Genomic DNA, 19,763 nt, shown 5'->3' on the forward strand with positions numbered 1-19,763 from the left:
AAAGAGGGCTCCGGTACGATGATTCGTGCCGGAGTTTTTTATTTTATATGCTTTTTAATCTCTTCCGTGAGGTTTAATATGAATTCTACGGGAAGATCTTCTTCAGGATCAATTAAGAGGATTTTAAACTTCTTTCTGCCATCCATTATCAGCTCAGGATAATCCAGTCTGTCACCGTGGTAAAAACTGATATAATGTTTCTTATATTTTTTGCTGTAATAGAAATAACACAGCATCTTCTTTTTGTACTTGATAAACGGAAGCCCGAAACTGAATGTTTCCGTAATATTTTCGAGATCGGAAGCTAAAATAGAATCACGTAAAAATACAAGAGTACTTCTCTCAGGCTCTTCGATTCTGTAGAAATACTCTTGTATGGGATTCATTTTAATTGAATTAAAATATTAGTCGAAGTTTTGAAGTTCAACAAGTTTATTATACATTCCTTTTTTAGCGATCAGGTCATGATGTGTTCCCTGTTCTACAATATCACCTTTTTCCATCACCACGATCCAGTCTGCTTTCTGAATTGTTGAAAGACGGTGGGCAATTACCAGAGAAGTTCTGTTTTCCATCATTTTCTCCAGTGCATCCTGTACAAATCTTTCAGATTCCGTATCCAATGCAGAGGTTGCTTCATCCAGAATCATAATTGGTGGATTTTTCAATACAGCTCTCGCAATAGAAACTCTCTGCTTCTGACCTCCGGAAAGCTTACCGCCATCATCTCCGATATTGGAATCATATCCTTCAGGAAGCCTTGTGATAAATGCATCTGCATTGGCAATTTTTGCCGCTGCAATCACTTCTTCTCTTGTAGCATCAGGTTTACCCATCAGAATATTATTGTAAACGGAATCATTGAATAATACAGATTCCTGGGTTACCATACCCAGAAGCTTGCGGTATTCATTTAATTTTAAATGTTTAATATTCGTGCCGTCAATCATGATTTCTCCTTCAGAAACATCATAGAATCTAGCTAAAAGATTGGCAATGGTTGTTTTACCACTTCCACTTTGTCCAACAAGAGCAACCGTTTTTCCTTTTGGAATAGAAAGTGAGAAGTTTTTAAGGATCGTATGGTCTTTATCGTAGTAAAAACCAATATTATTAAATTCGATTGAACTATTTAATGTTGAGATAGAAACAGGATTTGCTATTTCATCAATTTTTACATCAGCATCCAGAATGGCTAATACTCTTTCAAGAGAAGCTTCTCCTTTCTGTACATTCGAAATTGACTGTGATAAACTTTTCACAGGAGGTAAAATCTGGAAGAAAATACCCAGGAAAACCAAGAAGTCAGCTGGTGAAATACTTTGTTCTACAATAATTTGTTTTCCACCGTACCAGGCGATAATTAAGAACGTAACCGAACCTAAGAATTCGCTCATCGGAGATGCCAGTTCTTTTTTTCTTCCTAATCTTATGGAACTGTTGATCCATTTCTGCATTGACTGCATAAAACGGTTGTCCATTATTTTTTCGGCACTGAAAATCTTAATCACTTTTGTAGATTTCAATGTTTCATCTACAATTGAGAAAATAGTTCCCATTTCATTCTGAGCTTCATGAGAGTCTTTTTTCAGGCTTTTCCCTATTAAAGCAATCATCGTCCCCATTACAGGCAATACCAGAAGTGAGAAAAGAGTCATCTCTGTACTTAAGAAGAAAAGAGTCACCAATGTGCTTATCAACATGAAAGGTGCGTTGATTAATTCCACTAAACTTCCCAAGATATTACCTTCTACTTCACCCACGTCATTTGACATACGGGACATCAGATCTCCCTTTCTGCTTTCCGTAAAAAAGGAAACAGGTAAAGCAAGAATCTTTCTGTACATCGCTCCACGAAGGTCTTTAGTAACACCTACACGATAATTGATCAGTAAAAACGAACCCAAATATCTGAAAAGGTTTCTCAGTAAAAACATAAAAGCCGTTATCACGCAAAGCCAGGCCAAAACGTTAAGGGCTCCATGCTCAGTTACTAAAGTCTGAACATAATAATTGGCGTATTCTTTTGCATAAGAGAAAAAATCTAAAATCTCTCCTGAATAAACAGGAGGATGGCTGTATTTTTTAGCCTCTATGGTTCCGAAAAGCATTCCCAAAACCGGTAGAATAGTCCCTAAGGAAGCAATCTGAAATACAGAATACATAAGGTTGAAAAACAAACTTCCGTAGATGTATTTTTGGTGAGGTCTTGCGAACTTCAGTATTTTAATATATTGGTTCATTCAATGAAAAAATTGGATAGCAAAATTACGTAAAATTAAAAGATAAGACGTTCTTAATCCTGTTTTACTTTAATGGATATGTTCCAAAAAATGTCTTTTTGTTACAACTCAGGAGTATTGTACTTTATTTTTTAGTAAATAATTGGACACTGAAACTCAATATTAAAAGATATAAGGCTGTGGCTGTTTAACAAAAAAACCGCTGAAAAAGCGGTTCTCTATAGGATAGTTTAATTAAAATTTTACCTGATCGTTATACTTTGGATTGAAATTTTTAGGATTCAGTTTATCCAGCGTTTTTCCAAAATTATTGATAATCTGCGTCATATTATCGAAATCTACGATGTTGATATCATCATTTTCGTGGTGATAATGAGAAGCTTTCGTCATATCAACGGTAGAGAATGAATGGGCAATGATTTTCTTTTTTACAAAGCTGACATTGTCTGAACGGTAAAACAGCTGCTGTTTTGCATAGGGATCTGCATTGATTTTTAATCCGTTTACAGCATTTTGATTGAAAAGTTCATCAAGATCTGAGAATCCGTCTCCGGTCATATATAATGCATTTTTTCCCCATTGCGATTCTGTAGCTACCATTTCAAAATTGAAAAGGGCAGTCATCTTATTATAAATAGGATCCAGATTGGTGTCTGTGGAAATAGCTCTTGACCCCAGCATTCCTTTTTCTTCTCCATTGAAGGCCATGAAAACCATTGAGAATTCTGGCTTTTTATTTTTAAAATAGTCGGCAATACCTACAAGAGTTGTAATTCCGCTGGCATCATCATCTGCTCCGTTATAAATGTTGTCACCACTCTTGTCACTGGTCCCGATATGATCAAAATGCCCTGAAAATCCAAGATATTGATCTGTCTTTCCCTTTTTAACCCCGCAGACATTGTATACCGTTTTCCCATTATAATCAAATGGTACCAGATATGATTTTCCGGTACAGTATTCCAGATTATTTTCTTTGAAGAGCTTAGCAATGTAGTTGGCAGCATTTTCATTTTCCTGAGTTCCGATTTCACGGCCCTTCATTTCGTCTGAAGCAAGAGTGGAAAGAACTGTTTTTATTTTTTCTTTGGAAACCTCCTGTGCAAAAGTAAATACAGAGAATAGTGATAAAGTAAGGTATGTTAGCTTTTTCATTGTCTTTTATTAAAAGTTATATGATCTGTCGTGGTTTTGATCAAAAAGTTGCATTGAATTTACAGAATATATGGTAAATAAAAAAACAGCTCCTTAAAAGAAGCTGTTCTCACTCAAAAAATCGTTGTAAGGTTATCGAAGTCTGTCTACAGATTTTACGAGCCTCTCATCTTTACGGATATAGATGTTTGCAATAAGCAGACATATTACCGCAATCAATGGGAAAATTGGCTCAATACCCTTCTCAGGAATCTGAATTCCTCCGGATAAGTTGAGTAACCAGTACGCCAATACACCAATCAACAAAACGTTTATAATGATGCTGATGGTATTCAGCAAAATTTGTCTTTTTCTGTTTTTGAAACTAAAAATACTTAATGCTCCAATGATTACAAGCACTATACTGCCAATATTAAGTAGAGGAATACTGTCGGAAATGACAACATCCTGTCCTGTTATAAAAAGGAAAACAGCAGCTAAAACTGCCAATAACGTCCATATAGTTTGTATTCTCTGTAGCATTGAATATTAAATTCTTGGCAAAAATAACATAAATTTTGCACAATTCAAAAATAAGTGTAGATTTGCATTATACAATGTACTTGAAAACAAAAGTCACCGGACTTACTTTTCTTACTCACAATTAATTACATTTTTACATAAATATGTTTAACATAGAAACGTTAAGGTCAAAATCCGTAACGGAACTGACTAAAATCTTAAAAGATTTGGGCGTTAAAGTTGCAAGAACCAGCAATGAAAATGACAAGATCTTTGCTATTCTTGACTTTCAGGCTTCTAACCCTAAAGTTGCAAAAGATTATTTCAACGCCACAGAAACCACCAGTATAAATACTGAAGAGGCTCCAGCAGAAAAACCTGCTAAAGCCCCGGTAAGAAAAGCTGCTCCGAAAAAAACGGCAGCAAAACCAAAAGCCAATACAAAAGCTCCGGAAGAACCTAAAGCAGAGGAAAAAGTAGAAGAAAAGGTACCGGCTCCTGAAGAAATAAAACAGGAAGAACCTAAAGCAGAAGTATCGGCAGCGGCCACCACAGAAGATGTATCAGCCGCAGCTCAAGCTAAAAAGAAAAGAAAAAGAGTTTCTACCAATACAGGTAACGCAGAAGTATCTCAGGAAAAAACAGAAGCTCCAAAAAACACAGAATCTCAAGAGCCTGCTCAGGCCGAAGAAAAGCCGAACAATCCCCCTCAACAACAGGCTAACAGACCTCAAAAAGGACACAACCATCCACAGAACAGTGGAAACCAACATAAAAATCAAAACCAAAACCAGCACCAGCAGCATCAAAACCAAAATCAGAATCAAAACAGGCATTCTGAGAAGGCAGAGGAGCAGCATGACCATAAAAAAGAATTTAATTTCGATGGGTTGGTAAGTATTGAAGGGGTTTTGGAAATACTACCGGATAACTACGGATTTTTACGTTCTTCAGATTTCAGTTATATCTCTTCTCCTGATGATGTGTATGTATCTACTGCTCAGATTAGAAATTATGGGTTGAAAACCGGAGATACTGTAAAAGGAATTGTAAGACTTCCAAAAGAAGGAGAGAAATATTTTTCACTATTAAAACCTACAGAAGTTAATGGTCGTGATCTTGCGTTCATTAAAGACCGTGTAGCTTTTGAATATCTTACACCGCTTTTCCCTGAAGAGAAATTCAATCTTGCAGGAAGCGAATCTACAGTTTCTACAAGAATTGTAGACCTATTTGCTCCTATTGGAAAAGGACAGAGAGCCATGATCGTGGCACAGCCTAAAACAGGTAAGACGATGTTGCTGAAAGATATCGCCAATTCTATTGCTGCCAACCACCCGGAAGTATACATGATGGTTCTTTTGATTGATGAACGTCCGGAAGAGGTTACTGATATGGAAAGAAGTGTAAATGCAGAAGTTATTGCTTCTACCTTTGACGAAGCAGCTGAAAAACATGTGAAAGTAGCTAACCTTGTACTGGCGAAAGCACAGAGAATGGTTGAATGCGGACACGATGTTGTTATCTTACTGGATTCAATCACAAGATTGGCAAGAGCATACAACACCGTTACTCCTGCATCTGGTAAAGTTCTTTCCGGTGGGGTAGATGCCAATGCTCTTCACAAGCCGAAAAGATTCTTTGGTGCAGCAAGAAAAATCGAAGGAGGAGGATCTCTTACGATCATTGCCACTGCATTGATTGATACAGGTTCTAAAATGGATGAAGTGATCTTTGAAGAATTTAAAGGTACAGGTAACATGGAGCTTCAGTTAGACAGAAAAATTGCTAACAGAAGAATTTATCCTGCTATCGACTTAATTTCTTCCAGCACCCGTAGAGATGATCTTCTTCTGGATGAAGTAACTTCTCAGAGAATGTGGATCTTCAGAAAATACCTTTCTGAAATGAATCCTGTGGAAGCAATGGAATTTGTAAATAAAAACATTAAAGGAACTCTTAATAATGAAGAATTCCTGATGTCTATGAATAAATAAATTAATTTAATTATTGTTTAATAGAAAGCACGGGCCATTGGGTTCGTGCTTTTTGTTGTCATGTAGATAAATATTTTAAAACGTAATTCATTCTAAATCAATATATCAATGTTAAAGATTTATTAAAGTAATATTCAATCCTTGATAATCCCTTAAATATTGGCTAATTTTGGAATATAACATTAAAAATAAAGATTATGTCATTTGAATTACCAAAACTAGGATATGCATATGATGCATTAGAGCCAACTATTGATGCAAGAACTATGGAAATCCACCATACAAAACACCACCAGGCATACATTGACAATTTAAATAAAGCAATTGAAGGAACTGAACTAGCAGGAAAAACTATTGAAGAAATCTGCCAGACAGGAACTGATAAGCCAGCAGTAAGAAATAATGGAGGAGGACATTTCAATCACTCATTATTCTGGGAAATTTTAACTCCGGGAGGAAGCAAAGAGCCTGTAGGAAATGTAAAAGCAGCTATCGAAAATTACGGAGGTCTTGAGAAATTCAAAACTGATTTTTCTGATGCAGCTAAAACAAGATTCGGTTCAGGATGGGCTTGGTTAGTAAAAAATGCTGACGGTTCTGTATCTGTTTCTTCTACACCAAACCAGGACAACCCATTAATGCCTGTAGCAGACATTAAAGGAACTCCGGTTTTAGGATTAGATGTTTGGGAGCATGCTTATTATTTAAACTACCAAAATAGAAGACCTGACTATGTTGCTGCATTCTTCGATGTAGTAAACTGGGATAAAGTAGAGGAATTATTCAATAAATAATTTACAGGCTATTATAAAAATAAAAAGGTTCAGAATTACTCTGAACCTTTTTTTATAGATGTTGTAAAACTATCTTATAGCATCACTGCCGGATAATCCGTTCATTCTGAGCTTATACTTCCAGTTTACATATACGAAACCTGGTATAATTTATATTCAAACTTGATCCCATAATTTTCCTGAGGATCATAATCTATCCCGGATTCTATGATATTTCTGTACCTCCCGGAATTATAATAACTGTTCCATTCGTTCACCAAAAATGTGTTTTTTGTCTTCAGATAAGATTCTGTATACTGGCTGATGGGTTTGGCAACAGCACTCAAAAAATAATCAAATTGCGTGTCAATAACCGTAAGATCCCATTCTCCGTCTTCGTTTTTGGAAGGCTTCATTTCATGTGGTTCTTTATCTTTCTTTGGTGTTTCCTGAGAAAAACAGCTGTAAGGTATTAATGCGATCAATACCAATAAAATAATATTTTTCATGATTAAGGTATTTACATAAAAAAAGCACTCCAATAAGAGTGCCTAACTTGTTTATGGTTCTTTCTGAAGAACTACAAATGCCGGAAAGTGATCACTGTAGCCTCCTGTAAATTGATCTCCATTCCAGGATCTGAAAGGATATCCTTTATAATTTCCTTCTTTATTGACTAAATAAGCCGGGGCAAAAATTTCGGTTTTGTACACCGAATATTCTTTAGTTACCTGATCTGAAATTACGTTTTTAGAAACAATAATCTGGTCAAACAGGTTCGGTGCATCCTGATAAGCAAGAGATGCCACCCCTTTCTTATATAAAGGATACATCAGATTCAGGTAGGGTGTTTCTTCACTTAAATCTTTAGGTGCTGCCTGTGCTTTCAGGTGGTTTTTTAAACTTGGGCTTACAGGATCATCATTAAAGTCACCCATTGCAAAAAGCTTCGTTGCTGGGTCTGCGGCTCTTATACTGTCCATTTGTTGTTTCAATAAAGCTGCTGCAGCATTTCTTTTCGGTAAAGAAATTGCTTCACCTCCTCTTCTTGAAGGCCAGTGGTTCATAAAGAATGCCACTTTTTCATTATCTAAAAACCCTGTTACAACAAGGATATCTCTCGTATATTCTCTTCTTCCGTTGTCACCGTATATTTTCAGTTCTTTTTTTAATGAATTGGTAGGAGTGAATCTTCTTTTCTGATAGATCAATGCAACGTCAATCCCTCTGTAGTCATAAGAGTTGTAATGAATGATTCCGTAATCATATTTCTTTAAAGCAGGTTCGTTGATCAGATCCTGGATAACCTGTCTGTTTTCAACCTCAATTAAGCCAACTACTGCAGGAGCTGTTTTGGTATATTGGGCTCCCATTTCGGAAATTACCTTCGCTTCGTTGGCCAGTTTTGCTTTATAAATTTTAGTCCCATAGTTCTTTGCGCTTTTGGGGGTAAATTCTTCAGAACCACCTTGTTCTCTAACTACTTTTTTACCAATCAGAGCACCGTCGCTCCATGGTCCGTCATATTTTTCAGCCTCCAGAAATTTGATAGAATCTATAGGAATACTTCTGTGAAAAGCAGGATTTTTAATGTCTTTGGTCCCATCAATATAATCCGCTGAACGGATAGTGTCCCAAAGGTTTTCTACGTTTAAAAAACCTACGGTAGCTACTTTTCTCAGTTTTCCCTGTTGCTGTGAAAATGCCATGATCGAAATAATGATGGCAAACAGACTCGAAAATCTCTTCATCCTCTTTGAGTTATTATTAATACTATTTAATTTACAAATTTACTTTTTTTAATTCACTACGTTTTAAATATTTGTAAATTTAAAAGCAATTGTCTTATTGTCAATTATATAATGATTCTTAAAACCTTGCAGTGCTAAGGAAAAATATGGTTAAAAAAGTTGTGAATTATAAAATTTGATTAAATTTGTGCCCCCAACTTTTAAACTGTTGAAAATTAATAAGAAAAGTATTAAAAAAATAAACATACTCATGATTAAAAAATTATCATTGATCTCTTTATTTACTTTGCTGCCTGCTTCATATTATTATGCGCAGACAACAGTGTTTGCGTATCTTAAGGATGCGGAAGGAAAGCCTGTTGAGCAAGCAAGTGTAGATTTAAAAGGAGCAGGAAATGATGCAAAGGCAGACAAAATCGGATATTTCCAATTTACGGATTTGATGCCAGGACATTATCAGATTATGGTTACAAAACCAAATTTCGAAACTAAAATTTTTGAATTTGATGTAACCAGTGATGAGAAGAGAAAAGATCTTGGAGTAATTACTCTTTATTCTGCATTGAACGGTGCAGATCAGGGACTGGCTATCATAGAAGATTCGGGAGAAAGTGATAGCGGTGGTGCACAGCAAACAGCCACTGTAGGATTACTGCAGTCTTCTCAGGATGTATTCAACAGAATTGCAAGTTTCGATTTAGGACCGTACTGGTTCCGCCCAAGAGGAATTGATAGCAGAACAGGGGAGAATATGATCAACGGGGTTTCTATGGCCGCTGCAGATAATGGAGATGTAGATTTCAGTACCTGGGGAGGATTGAACGAAATCACCCGTTACCCGGAAATTTCAGCTAATCATGCACCTTCTGAATATGCTTTCGGAGGAACTACAGGTGTATTTTATAAGAACACCAGAGCCAGCGAGTACAGAAAGGGAAGTCAATTGACATACTCTCTGACCAACAGAAATTATACAAACAGATTGTCTTACAGATTCTCTTCCGGAATGAATAAGAACGGATGGGCATTTACAGGAATGATCGCAAGAAGATGGGCACAGGAAGGGATTCAGGATGGTACTGCTTATGATGCATACAGTGGATATATTGGTATTGAGAAGAAATTCAGCGACAGCCATACAATGACCTTAAATGCCATTGGTTCCAAATATTCAAGAAGCTCTTCAAGTCCAAGTACTCAGGAAGTATATGATTTCAGAGGAGTTCATTATAATTCTTACTGGGGATGGCAAAATGGAGATAAAAGAAATGAAAGAGTAAAAAGAGGTTTCCAGCCCATGATTCAATTGCAGGATTTCTGGAAAATCAATAAAAACTCTCAGTTATGGACCTCTGTTTCTTATCAGTTTGGTAAAGAATACAGTTCGAGACTGGATTGGTACAGAGCTAATAACCCGTCTCCGACCTATTACCGTAACTTACCAAGCTATTGGTTAAACTATACAAATCCGTCTCCGGAACAGGCTGCCAATATCGGTATTACAAGAGACTGGTGGACTAATGATGATCAGTCACATACACAGATCAACTGGGATAATCTTTATAATGCCAACAGAAACGTAGAGTATAATGCTATGTTAGGGGGTAGAAGAGCAGCTTATTATCTTGTGGATGACGTAAAAGACGATAAAGTATGGAATGTCTCTACACACTACACATATAATTTTAGCGATACCTCCCGTTTTATTTTAAACTTATCTTACCAGAATTACAGATCTGAACAGTACAGAGAAGTAAACGATCTTTTAGGTGCTGACTTTGCCCTGAATATGGACCCGTTTGCCTCCAATACAACGGCAGGCAGTGTTTGGGGTAAATTTAATACAAGAGAAAATGATACGGATGTTGCCAAAAGAGAAGGTGACAAAATCGGGTACAGCTATATTTTCAGAAGACAGGAATTTAAAGTAAATCCTGCTTTCAAATTCTCGACAGGGAAATTTGATGTTTTTGTTTCCGGATTATTCGGATATACGACGAACAGCAGAGAAGGGTTGTTCCAGCATTATCTGTATGAGTCTTCTTACGGAAAAGGAGCAGACCAAAACTTCTGGAATGCAGGGGTTAAAGGTCAGGTTACGTATAAAATCAATGGTAGAAACTTCCTGGTTTATAACGGAGCTTACTTTTCACAATCTCCTTTCTTAAATGATATTTATTTTAATACAAGAGTAAGCGGTGTTACCACTCCCGGAATCAAGAACGTTGTTGTTGATGCCAACGATCTGAGTTATGTAATTTCTACTCCGATTGTAAAACTTAGATTAACAGGTTATCTTGTTAACACTCAAAATGAAACAAGTGTACAAAGATACTTCGCACAGGGAGTTAAGCTGACTACTCTGACTGAAAGCGGAGATCAGACTCCTGTTCAGGATGGGGCTTTCATTACTCAGGTACTGGCAGGTGCTAATAAGAGAAATATGGGTATCGAGCTTGGTGCACAGGTGAAAGTTACGCCTACTTTAACAGCCAGCGGATTATTAAGTGTAGGACAATATACTTATATTAATAACCCTACTGTTTATTTTGCATCTGATGCTGTAGGAACGTTCAGAGAGCTTGACGGAAACGGAAATATCGTATCAAGATCTTATACCAATATGGGAGAGGCTACCCTTAAAAACTACAGACAGGGAGGAACACCTCAGGAGGCATATACATTAGGTCTTCGTTACAGCAGCCCTAAATACTGGTGGGTAGGAGCTACATGGAACTATTTCGGACATTCATTCCTTGATCCGTCTCCGGTAACCAGAACAGAAAGATTCTATACGAACCCTAATACACCGGGAGTACCTTATGATAACGTAAGTGCAGAAGAACTTGCAAGAATTCTTACTCCTACAAAATTACCTTCAGCATTCTTCTTCAATGTGAATGCAGGTAAATCCTGGATGATTGGTAAGTATTATGTATTGGTGTCTGCATCGGTAAATAATATCCTTAATAACAGAAACTTTATTACAGGTGGATTTGAGCAGACGAGAAATGTTAACTATACTGACTATGCTAATGATTATGACAGCGGAAACATGGTATTCGCTCCTAAATATTGGTATAATCAGGGTAGATCTTATTTTGTTAACCTTCAATTCAGATTCTAAAAAATTAAAATTAAAAATCGAAAACAATGAAAAATATATATTTTAAAGCGGCGATCTTTAGTGCCATTTCAATGCTGGCAATCTCGTCTTGTGTAAAAACTGATGATTATGATGTGCCGGAAATCAAATGTACCAACAAATTTGCAGCAGCTAATCACCAGTTATCTGAAATTACAACCATTGCAAAAGCAAAGCCCGTTGAAGCTGATATCATTAAAGAAGATTTTATCGTAGAAGCTTATGTTTCTTCAAGTGATGAATCCGGAAATCTTTACAAAATGATGTTCCTTCAGGATAAGCCTGAAAACCCGACACAAGGTATTGAAATTGATATTGATGGTGCAAGCCAATATCTTGATTATCCGGTAGGAGCTTTAGTAAGAATCAACCTGAAAGGATTGATCGTTCAGGGAGTTAATGGAAACATTAAAGTAGGTACTTATGATCCTAACTATCCTATCGGTAGAATCAACCCAAATAAAGTTTCAAATTACATGGCAAGAGTTTGCGACGGACAGAAGCCTGTAGTAGCCGCAATGAAACCATTAGAGTTCAACTTTATCTCTGATGCTCTGAAAAACGGTGCACACATTAACCAGCTTGTGAAAATAAAAAACGTTCAGTTTGAAGAGCCTGAATTGACAAAGAACTTTGCTGACGAATCAGCTACAGGAGATCGTTATATTACGGATAAAAAAGCAGGCAGATTAGATCTTCGTTTCAGTAACTTTTCAACTTTTGGAAAATCTCCGATCGCTCCTAAATATGAAAAAAGTGGTGATATCGTTCTTGTTTTAAGTCGTTTTACAAGCTCAAATAACGCGACAGTTTTCACAGATCAGGCTTATATAAGAGATCTTAATGATATTAATTTCCCTAACGCCAGATTCACGCCGGGGGAGCCGGAACTTCCTTCTGCTAATGCCGTAAATCTTTTCCCGAGCTCTGATTTTGAAAACTGGACATCTTTTCTGTCAAGTTTAAATAGCTTTGGGCTTATGCCTTATGCATCTCAAGGTAGTGGGTTGGGGTATAACGGTACAAATTCTCTTCAGATTAAAGGTACACCTGCCAATAATGACTATGTATTTACAGCGAATGCTGCGTCAGGAATAACAGCGGCTCCAAAGAGAATTACAATGTATATCAAAGGTACCGCGTCAGGGAAATCACTTTCTTTCAATGTATATAGAGCAACACCACTAGCTCCTAATACATCTGCTTTCTATACATTCAATTTAGGAACATTCTCTACTGGTGCTACTTTAAGCCCTGAAAGTACTAATTCATATACCGGGTCAATCAATACGAACGGACAATGGAGGCTGATTGAACTTACCCTTACAGGTCTTACCGATCTTAACATTACTTCCGGAAAAACTATGTTTGCCCTAAAAACAGGAAAAGATGGAATATATGACCTTCAGATTGACAATATCAAAATTGAGTAATACATTAGGATAAAATATATTCTAATATACTTTATAAAAATCGGGCAGCTCGTACGAGCTGCCCGATTTTATTTTATAAGAGGTTTTATTTTCGTTTACTTAACCGTAATTGTTGGATCCCAGTAAAAGTACCCGTACAAAATTTGTTTGTTACTGTCATTCGGGTCTAAAATGTAAAGTCCAAACTGTACATAGAAGTTCTCTTTTCCAGTAGATCTTACTTTTGAGTCAATACTGGCAAAGCTGATATCTGCAGAGGTGGCAGGGAGGCCGTTTAAAGAATTTACATCTGGTACAGCAGCTTGCTTTCTTCTCACAGAATTGTATACGAAATTATTAAAAACCTGATCTCCTGACCAGTATTTAATATTATAAATAATAACTGCGTCATCCGAATTCTGATAAATTGAAGTTCCTCTGAATGAAACTGTATCTCCGGCTCTTGCGCTGAAGTTCAGGTCAGCAGAACCTTGTCCGGAAATAGCGTTGGCATTGGAAACAATCATATGCTGGCTGTTATGGTCAATTCCTACAGGCTTATTTGGATCCGTACTGGGGTTTTTATAATTTGCTCGTACATAATCCGTGTCAATTACAATCAGGACATCTATTGCCTGACTCGATGATTTAAGTGTTACGTCGTCCATGATATTTGGTTTTAGTTTGGTGTTTCTTACTCATTTGGCTTTTCAGATTCTGCCCCGTTATTAAAGTGATTCCGGCTTCACGTTTGGTTGTAATTACAATACAAATGTACATTCCTGATAATGAAAATATTACAGTGTAAATGCTGAAATTTTCAGATAGGTATTTTTACGTAATTAATCTCTTTTTCGTGATTTGTTTGATTTGGACAAAAAAATACCCTGAAAAGTTTTACTCTCCAGGGTACCCATTTTATAATGGTTAAATCTAATTCACGTTAAAAAGAAACCTCATTCACTTCTTTTCCTCTTTGAAAATTCATTGTTTTCTGGCTGCCTTTGTAGGCGATGTTCACCAGATTGATCTGCTTAGGAAAAGCGCTTAAGAGGATCGTATTTTTAATCTTTAAGGTGTTGATATCTGAAACACCTCCGGTTTCAAAATACACCCATACAGTTTCTCCACTGACCTGACTTCCTGTGAAGGTTATCGTTTTAGGAGTACCATTGACAAACACATCAAAATTATTGTTCACATATTTTTTTACCTCTGCTTCAAATCCAGCCGTGTTGGGGTTGATCTTGATCGCGTCAGAGATGTGGCTTGTATTCATTTTTGTGGTAAACTTCAATGTCTTGCTTCCATCAACATAATCCACTTTGGTCATTGAAGAGAAAAAGTCTACATACATAAAACTCATTAACACAAAAAATGTTAAAATTCCTGATATATATAAAAGTTTTTTCATCTTAATTAATAGATTTACAATCATACTTGTTAGTTATAAGTCACAAATAATATGCCAATTAAAAATTTACATTCACAGAATATTTATCATAAAAGGCTTTAATATGTGCTACAGCCTCGTCAGCGGTATCTACCACACGATAAAGATCCAAATCATCTTCCGCAATCATTCCTTCTTTCAACAAAGTTGCCTTGAACCAGTCTAATAATCCTCCCCAGAATTCGCTTCCTACCAGAACAATTGGAAATTTTCCTATTTTGTTGGTTTGAATAAGAGTCATCGCTTCAGTAAGCTCATCCAATGTCCCGAAACCGCCAGGCATTACCACAAACCCCTGAGAATATTTTACAAACATTACTTTTCTCACGAAAAAGTAATCAAAATTCATAGAATAGGATTTATTGATGTAAGGATTAAAATGCTGTTCAAAAGGAAGATCAATATTCAATCCGATCGATTTTCCTTTAGCATTGAAAGCTCCCTTATTTCCAGCTTCCATAACACCCGGACCACCTCCGGTGATGATTCCGAAGCCTATTTTGGTAATCTTCTCCGCAATATCTACAGCCATTTCATAATACTTGTTCTCCGGCTTCAGTCGGGCAGAACCAAATATAGAAACACATGGTCCAATCTTGGCCAGTTTCTCATAACCGTCTACAAATTCAGCCATGACCTTGAAGACCATCCAACTGTCTTTGGCAATTGTTTCGTCCCAGGTTTTTTGTCTGAAACTGTTATGCAGTTTTGTTTCGTTAATGTCAAGTTCCGGATTTACTAAACTTTCATCCCTAGTTCCATCAATTTCCATTGCAAAATTTATTTAAAGTGTTTTTCGGCTTCTGTTACAGATGAAGGTCTTCCGACGTCGATAAGAATACTGTCATGTACAAAACCGTGTATATGCTCGGTCTGCATAAGGTCCAGATATTCTTCCATAACAGAAAATTTGCCTGTTCTTTTTATTTTTTCGAAGATCGTAGGATTGATACAATGAATTCCGCTGAAAGCAAGCGCTTTAAAGCCTTTATTGAATTCTGCCAGCCTTTGTTCACCAGTTTGGACATTCAGCCAGCCTCTCAAAACCATATCATCATTGAAGAGGAGCTTTCTCGAGCTTTCTCTGTCGGAAACCGCTAAAGTAGCAAAATCTTTTATCTTTTTGTGGTATTCTACCAACGCATTGATGTTCAGGTCGGTGAGAATATCCGCATTCATGATTAAAAAATCTTCTCCATGATCAAGAAATTTTCTCGCAAAAATCAAGCCACCGCCTGTTTCAAGAAGCTCGTTGGTTTCATCAGAGATTTCAATCCTGCATCCGAAATTATTGTTTTTATTTAAGAAATCAACAATCTGTTCTCCAAAATGATGAATGTTGATGACAAAATCCTTTATTCCGAAACTTTTCAGGTAATTTATATTTCTTTCCAGAAGTGGAATTTCGTTTACTTTTGCCAACGCTTTTGGATGGTGATCGGTAAACGGTTTCAATCTGGTTCCTTTTCCTGCTGCGAAAATTAGAGCTTTCATTTTTTATAATTGATAAATGATAGTTGATGGATGATAAAACTTTTATAATTAATAAATGATCATTAAAATAACATTGGAAAATAATCATTTATCAATCATCGCTTATCTTTTATGAATTCAGTTGCGGTTGTTCATCGTGTTGAAGGGTGATCTCAGTTCCTTCAGGATATTTTTCTTTGATAAATTCAGCAATTTTTATGGCACAATATACTGATCTGTGCTGTCCGCCGGTACATCCGAAGTTAATCTGCAGATGTTCAAATCCTCTGTCAAGATAGTTGTCGATATTGATTGAAACAATGGATTTTACCAGTTCAAGAAACTTTGGCATTTCTGTTTTTGTTTCCAGATATTCCTGAACTCCGATGTCATTTCCGGTCTGAATTTTATATTCTTCAATTCTTCCGGGATTTAAAATTCCACGGCAGTCAAAAGCGAAACCTCCGCCATTTCCTGAATTGTCTTTAGGAATTCCTCCTTTCTTGTATGAAAAACTGTGTATCTCGATGTGTAGCATATTCTTTCTTTTAAATTTTTAAACCATTAAGGTTTATTTAGTGATATTGAAGTGTTTTTTATTTCGTTTCAGTCAGTCTCAGCGGAGTCGAAGACTTAGTTATTTAATATTTCCTCAATTTTTTGCTTTGCTCTGTCTGAAGTCAGCTGCTGAATTACTTTTTTCAGTTCTGGGTAATTATTCATTTGTCCCCATGAGTCGGCAAATTGTGTAATATTCTGAATTCCTTTTTCCAGACTGGCCATGAAATGTTGTTTTCTCTGAATCAAACCTCTGAATCCATAGGCTCCCAATACCTGTAAGAATCTCATCATCTGAATGGGCATTACCGCATCTTTTAGTTGAATCTTTGTTTCAGGATTTTCAAACTGCTGAATATAAAATTCCAGCATTTCCTGTTTGAAGTCTTCTGTGAAGTTGGCTTTGGCCTGAAAAAGAAAAGAGATGACGTCGTACATTAACGGGCCTTTCATTGCAGACTGGTAATCGATGAAAGAAACTTCATTCTTTTCATTCACCATGATATTTCTTGCCTGGAAATCACGGATCATAATTCCTTTAGGCTCAATGTTTTCAATGAGTAAAGCGATTTTTTTGAATTCCTTTAAAAGTGTTGATTTGTTGTATTCAAGTTCCAGGACATCAGCCACAAAATTTTTAAAATAATAAAGATCATGAATCACAGGAAGCTCATCATAACTTTCGTATTCAAAGGTTTTTGAAAAATCAATTTTTCCCTGTGTCTGTGTCTGCATTTGGAAAAGTCTTTGCAATGTCTGCTGTACCAAAGCTCTTACAGTGGAAGATTGCTGTTCTTTTGTAATAACCTCCGAAAGAGTGTGCTGTCCCAGAAATTCCTGGATATACATTTTTCTGTCATCAGAAACGGCAAGAATAGTAGGAGTATTGAGTTTCAAATTTGAAAATAACTCAGAATAGTAAAGGAAACTTTCATTTTCCGGGATATTTTCATTGTAGGTGATGATATATTTTTCAGTGCCTGCAGTGGCCAGAAAATTTACCCTCGCAGAGCCGCTTTGAGCTAATGTGACGAATTCGGAAGATTTTTTCCCCAAATGGTTTTCAAAAAATCGTTTTGCGTTTTCAGAAGTCATAATATGGAAACAAATATACTAAATAAACGTGAGTTGGGAATTATAGTTTAAAGAAGTGAAAATGTGAAAGGAAGAGACCGTTGTAATGAAGGTGTAAAAGAAGTGTTGAATATTTATTTTATGAAAGATTTTAAAGAAAATTTTACAGTATTATATCCCATAATCGAAAGATCTGATGAGTGTTTTTTAAGTTTCTTGATTCAAATTCAGGATATTACAGGCTAATTTTTATCTTTGCAGAATGTTGAAAGACTTTAAACCTGTTTTAGGTATTTTATTGCGTTTCATTATTATTTACCTGGTATTGCTTTTTGCCTATCAGTTCTATCTGAATAGTGGTAAAGATGCCGGGTTAGATTCTTTTTCAAGAATAATTGCCAATCAGGTGGCTGCTCTGCAAAATGCAATAGGTTATCCTACGGAGCTTTATGATGATGTAAAGAATGAGCAGGTTTGGTTTTATGTTAAACAACGGTATGAGACAAGAATGGTGGAAGGCTGTAATGCTGTTTCTGTCATCATTCTGTTTGTCTCTTTCGTTTTTGCTTTTTATAAAGGAATGAAAACTTTTGTCTTTGTTGGGGCAGGGTTGATTATCCTATACATAATGAATCTTCTAAGAATTGTAGGCTTGAATATCGTCATGACAGATCATAAGGAATATGGTAAAATGTTCCATGATTTTATTTTTCCTGCCATTATTTATGGAAGTGTCGTTGTGCTTTGGCTGGTCTGGATTAAATTTTTTGCTTTAAAACATGAAAATTCTTAATTGGCTTCTGGTTATAGCAGGAATCTGCGGATTGATTGGGGTGAGAGCTCTGGAGGATACTCTTTTTTATGATCCTTTCCTTGGTTATTTCCATGAAGCGAATAAACATATTGAATTCCCTGCATTTGAATGGGGAAAACTGATTGGAGGACATTTGTTTAGATTTATCTTAAATCTTTTGTTTTCCTGCCTGATTATTTATGGTTTATTCAAAAACAAACAATGGACATTGCAGGGCGCAGTAATGATCGTTGTTGTCTTTGCTATTACATTACCAATTTATCTTTACTGTATTCATGATAAATTTGAAATAGGATATCTTTTTTCTTTCTATATGAGAAGGTTTGTAATCCAGCCTTTGATTATACTGCTGATTGTTCCGATGTTTTATTACAGAAAGCAGATGATGGATAAAGAGGGAGGATAAGTGAATGTATTATTCTACGGTGTGTTTATCTACACTGGTTACATTCTCCGGAGTCCATTCTACTCGTTTGATAAAATCTTTTTCGCGGACAGGGCAGTCTTTGATCTGGCAGACCGGGCATGAAATCGGTTTACAATCATCCATATGAAAATTGAACTCAATGTTTCGTTTCATGTTTCTGGCAAGAAGGATAATTACCTTTTCCATTTCACTGTGGGCATCACGAAGGTCATAATACCATGGCAATGTTATGTGAGCATCAATATGCAAGGAAGAACCAAACTGCTGTATTTTCATATTGTGTACATCAATCCATTCTATCTGTCTGTTTCCTTCAAGGATTCTGATGACCTGATTCAATATTTCGGGATCCTGTTCATCCATGATACCGCTTAAAGATTTTCGGACGATTTTATAGCCAACAAATATGATGTAAAGCCCAAAAGATAGTGCTACCGCTGAATCCAGCCAATAAATTTTAGTAAAATAAACAATCACTAAACTGATAACTACTCCAAGGGTGGTAATGGTATCGGACTGAAGATGTTTACCGGATGAAATAAGAACCAGAGAGTTTTCTCTTTCTCCCTTTTTTATAGAAATATATCCCAACAGATAATTAATGATTGCCGTGGCAGCAATGATCCATATCCCAAGATCTATTTTACTCAGTGTTTTTCCTACGATAAGACTGTGAACCCCTTCATAGATAATCATAACACCGGCAATAGCGATAAGAGCTCCTTCAATACCGGAAGTCACAAATTCTACTTTCCCGTGGCCGTATGGATGGTCTTCATCTTTAGGCTTGGCTGCAAGATGGAGTGAATAAAGCCCCATGAATGCACTGATGACATTGACGATACTTTCCATGGCATCAGAAAATACGGCATCAGAGTTGGTGAGTTTCCAGGCAATAATCTTTCCGATGAAAAGGATGATCCCGAATATAGCAATGAGCTTTTGAAATCCTATTTTCTCTTTGTGGGCATTTTTCTGGGTATTCAT

General features: G+C 36.4%; 19 protein-coding genes. 6 read left to right on the forward strand and 13 right to left on the reverse strand.

The genetic code is table 11. The features are described from left to right. Positions 1-38: 38 nt before the first annotated feature. From LC457_RS02100 to LC457_RS02115, 4 genes are all read right to left on the reverse strand, one after another. A complete protein-coding gene (locus LC457_RS02100; protein WP_223598409.1) occupies positions 39-386 on the reverse strand; it encodes a DUF1801 domain-containing protein in 348 nt (115 codons plus the stop codon). A gap of 18 nt (positions 387-404) precedes the next feature. Then, a complete protein-coding gene (locus tag LC457_RS02105; protein ID WP_223598410.1) occupies positions 405-2,243 on the reverse strand; it encodes an ABC transporter ATP-binding protein in 1,839 nt (612 codons plus the stop codon). 234 nt (positions 2,244-2,477) lie between these two features. Continuing rightward, positions 2,478-3,398, reverse strand: a complete 921-nt coding sequence (locus LC457_RS02110; protein ID WP_223598411.1) for a M28 family peptidase — start codon at positions 3,396-3,398, stop codon at positions 2,478-2,480. Between the two features lie 132 nt (positions 3,399-3,530). Beyond that, positions 3,531-3,920 (reverse strand): DUF4293 family protein, encoded by a 390-nt coding sequence (locus LC457_RS02115; protein WP_223598412.1) that lies wholly within the window; start codon positions 3,918-3,920, stop codon positions 3,531-3,533. Positions 3,921-4,063: 143 nt separating this feature from the next. Between LC457_RS02115 and rho the strand changes: the two genes are divergently transcribed. Beyond that, positions 4,064-5,896, forward strand: coding sequence for a transcription termination factor Rho (rho, locus tag LC457_RS02120; protein ID WP_223598413.1), 1,833 nt, complete (start codon positions 4,064-4,066; stop codon positions 5,894-5,896). A 197-nt stretch (positions 5,897-6,093) separates the two neighbouring features. Further along, positions 6,094-6,690, forward strand: a complete 597-nt coding sequence (locus LC457_RS02125; protein ID WP_223598414.1) for a superoxide dismutase — start codon at positions 6,094-6,096, stop codon at positions 6,688-6,690. 125 nt (positions 6,691-6,815) lie between these two features. On the opposite strand, the gene LC457_RS02130 is transcribed toward LC457_RS02125, so the two are convergent. Together LC457_RS02130 and LC457_RS02135 are read right to left on the reverse strand one after the other, a co-directional pair. Beyond that, positions 6,816-7,178, reverse strand: coding sequence for a DUF6146 family protein (locus LC457_RS02130; protein WP_223598415.1), 363 nt, complete (start codon positions 7,176-7,178; stop codon positions 6,816-6,818). A gap of 51 nt (positions 7,179-7,229) precedes the next feature. Further along, complete coding sequence (locus LC457_RS02135) at positions 7,230-8,420, reverse strand: endonuclease (protein ID WP_223598416.1); 1,191 nt, start codon at positions 8,418-8,420, stop codon at positions 7,230-7,232. 250 nt (positions 8,421-8,670) lie between these two features. On the opposite strand from LC457_RS02135, the gene LC457_RS02140 reads away from it, so the two are divergent. Together LC457_RS02140 and LC457_RS02145 are read left to right on the forward strand one after the other, a co-directional pair. Beyond that, the gene (locus tag LC457_RS02140; RefSeq protein WP_223598417.1) at positions 8,671-11,547 is read left to right on the forward strand and encodes a carboxypeptidase-like regulatory domain-containing protein; all 2,877 of its coding nucleotides are present in this window, start codon (positions 8,671-8,673) and stop codon (positions 11,545-11,547) included. A 26-nt stretch (positions 11,548-11,573) separates the two neighbouring features. Next, positions 11,574-12,998: a DUF5689 domain-containing protein gene (locus LC457_RS02145; RefSeq protein ID WP_223598418.1), complete on the forward strand. Its 1,425-nt coding sequence runs from the start codon at positions 11,574-11,576 to the stop codon at positions 12,996-12,998. Between the two features lie 95 nt (positions 12,999-13,093). Here the strand turns inward: LC457_RS02145 and LC457_RS02150 are convergent, their stop codons facing one another. From LC457_RS02150 to LC457_RS02175, 6 genes are all read right to left on the reverse strand, one after another. Beyond that, entirely contained in the window at positions 13,094-13,645 is a 552-nt protein-coding gene (locus LC457_RS02150; RefSeq protein WP_149834031.1) for an inclusion body family protein, read from the reverse strand. Positions 13,646-13,920: 275 nt separating this feature from the next. Further along, entirely contained in the window at positions 13,921-14,391 is a 471-nt protein-coding gene (locus LC457_RS02155) for a DUF6702 family protein (RefSeq protein ID WP_223598419.1), read from the reverse strand. Between the two features lie 58 nt (positions 14,392-14,449). After that, complete coding sequence (locus LC457_RS02160; RefSeq protein ID WP_052186347.1) at positions 14,450-15,202, reverse strand: TIGR00730 family Rossman fold protein; 753 nt, start codon at positions 15,200-15,202, stop codon at positions 14,450-14,452. 8 nt (positions 15,203-15,210) lie between these two features. Then, positions 15,211-15,924, reverse strand: coding sequence for a nucleotidyltransferase family protein (locus LC457_RS02165; protein WP_223598420.1), 714 nt, complete (start codon positions 15,922-15,924; stop codon positions 15,211-15,213). Positions 15,925-16,033: 109 nt separating this feature from the next. Next, positions 16,034-16,441 carry an RNase adapter RapZ gene (locus LC457_RS02170; protein WP_223598421.1) on the reverse strand — a complete coding sequence of 136 codons (408 nt, stop codon included), beginning with the start codon at positions 16,439-16,441 and terminating at the stop codon, positions 16,034-16,036. Between the two features lie 95 nt (positions 16,442-16,536). Continuing rightward, positions 16,537-17,556 (reverse strand): aminoglycoside phosphotransferase family protein, encoded by a 1,020-nt coding sequence (locus LC457_RS02175; RefSeq protein WP_223598422.1) that lies wholly within the window; start codon positions 17,554-17,556, stop codon positions 16,537-16,539. A 241-nt stretch (positions 17,557-17,797) separates the two neighbouring features. Here LC457_RS02175 and xrtF point away from each other — a divergent pair, with 241 nt between their 5' ends. Further along, entirely contained in the window at positions 17,798-18,328 is a 531-nt protein-coding gene (xrtF, locus tag LC457_RS02180) for an exosortase family protein XrtF (protein WP_223598423.1), read from the forward strand. After that, entirely contained in the window at positions 18,315-18,755 is a 441-nt protein-coding gene (locus tag LC457_RS02185) for an exosortase F system-associated protein (RefSeq protein ID WP_223598424.1), read from the forward strand. The genes xrtF and LC457_RS02185 overlap by 14 nt, the downstream gene beginning before the upstream one ends. 9 nt (positions 18,756-18,764) lie before the next feature. Here the strand turns inward: LC457_RS02185 and LC457_RS02190 are convergent, their stop codons facing one another. Then, positions 18,765-19,763, reverse strand: coding sequence for a cation diffusion facilitator family transporter (locus tag LC457_RS02190; RefSeq protein WP_223598425.1), 999 nt, complete (start codon positions 19,761-19,763; stop codon positions 18,765-18,767).

Source organism: Chryseobacterium sp. GVT01B, from assembly GCF_019970045.1.
Taxonomy (GTDB): Bacteria; Bacteroidota; Bacteroidia; order Flavobacteriales; family Weeksellaceae; genus Chryseobacterium.

Coding starts and splice junctions, on each gene's coding strand:
- LC457_RS02100 (WP_223598409.1), bottom strand. CDS start 386: ATGAATCCCATACAAGAGTATTTCTACAGAATCGAAGAGCCTGAGAGA.
- LC457_RS02105 (WP_223598410.1), bottom strand. CDS start 2,243: ATGAACCAATATATTAAAATACTGAAGTTCGCAAGACCTCACCAAAAA.
- LC457_RS02110 (WP_223598411.1), bottom strand. CDS start 3,398: ATGAAAAAGCTAACATACCTTACTTTATCACTATTCTCTGTATTTACT.
- LC457_RS02115 (WP_223598412.1), bottom strand. CDS start 3,920: ATGCTACAGAGAATACAAACTATATGGACGTTATTGGCAGTTTTAGCT.
- rho (WP_223598413.1), top strand. CDS start 4,064: ATGTTTAACATAGAAACGTTAAGGTCAAAATCCGTAACGGAACTGACT.
- LC457_RS02125 (WP_223598414.1), top strand. CDS start 6,094: ATGTCATTTGAATTACCAAAACTAGGATATGCATATGATGCATTAGAG.
- LC457_RS02130 (WP_223598415.1), bottom strand. CDS start 7,178: ATGAAAAATATTATTTTATTGGTATTGATCGCATTAATACCTTACAGC.
- LC457_RS02135 (WP_223598416.1), bottom strand. CDS start 8,420: ATGAAGAGATTTTCGAGTCTGTTTGCCATCATTATTTCGATCATGGCA.
- LC457_RS02140 (WP_223598417.1), top strand. CDS start 8,671: ATGATTAAAAAATTATCATTGATCTCTTTATTTACTTTGCTGCCTGCT.
- LC457_RS02145 (WP_223598418.1), top strand. CDS start 11,574: ATGAAAAATATATATTTTAAAGCGGCGATCTTTAGTGCCATTTCAATG.
- LC457_RS02150 (WP_149834031.1), bottom strand. CDS start 13,645: ATGGACGACGTAACACTTAAATCATCGAGTCAGGCAATAGATGTCCTG.
- LC457_RS02155 (WP_223598419.1), bottom strand. CDS start 14,391: ATGAAAAAACTTTTATATATATCAGGAATTTTAACATTTTTTGTGTTA.
- LC457_RS02160 (WP_052186347.1), bottom strand. CDS start 15,202: ATGGAAATTGATGGAACTAGGGATGAAAGTTTAGTAAATCCGGAACTT.
- LC457_RS02165 (WP_223598420.1), bottom strand. CDS start 15,924: ATGAAAGCTCTAATTTTCGCAGCAGGAAAAGGAACCAGATTGAAACCG.
- LC457_RS02170 (WP_223598421.1), bottom strand. CDS start 16,441: ATGCTACACATCGAGATACACAGTTTTTCATACAAGAAAGGAGGAATT.
- LC457_RS02175 (WP_223598422.1), bottom strand. CDS start 17,556: ATGACTTCTGAAAACGCAAAACGATTTTTTGAAAACCATTTGGGGAAA.
- xrtF (WP_223598423.1), top strand. CDS start 17,798: ATGTTGAAAGACTTTAAACCTGTTTTAGGTATTTTATTGCGTTTCATT.
- LC457_RS02185 (WP_223598424.1), top strand. CDS start 18,315: ATGAAAATTCTTAATTGGCTTCTGGTTATAGCAGGAATCTGCGGATTG.
- LC457_RS02190 (WP_223598425.1), bottom strand. CDS start 19,763: ATGAATACCCAGAAAAATGCCCACAAAGAGAAAATAGGATTTCAAAAG.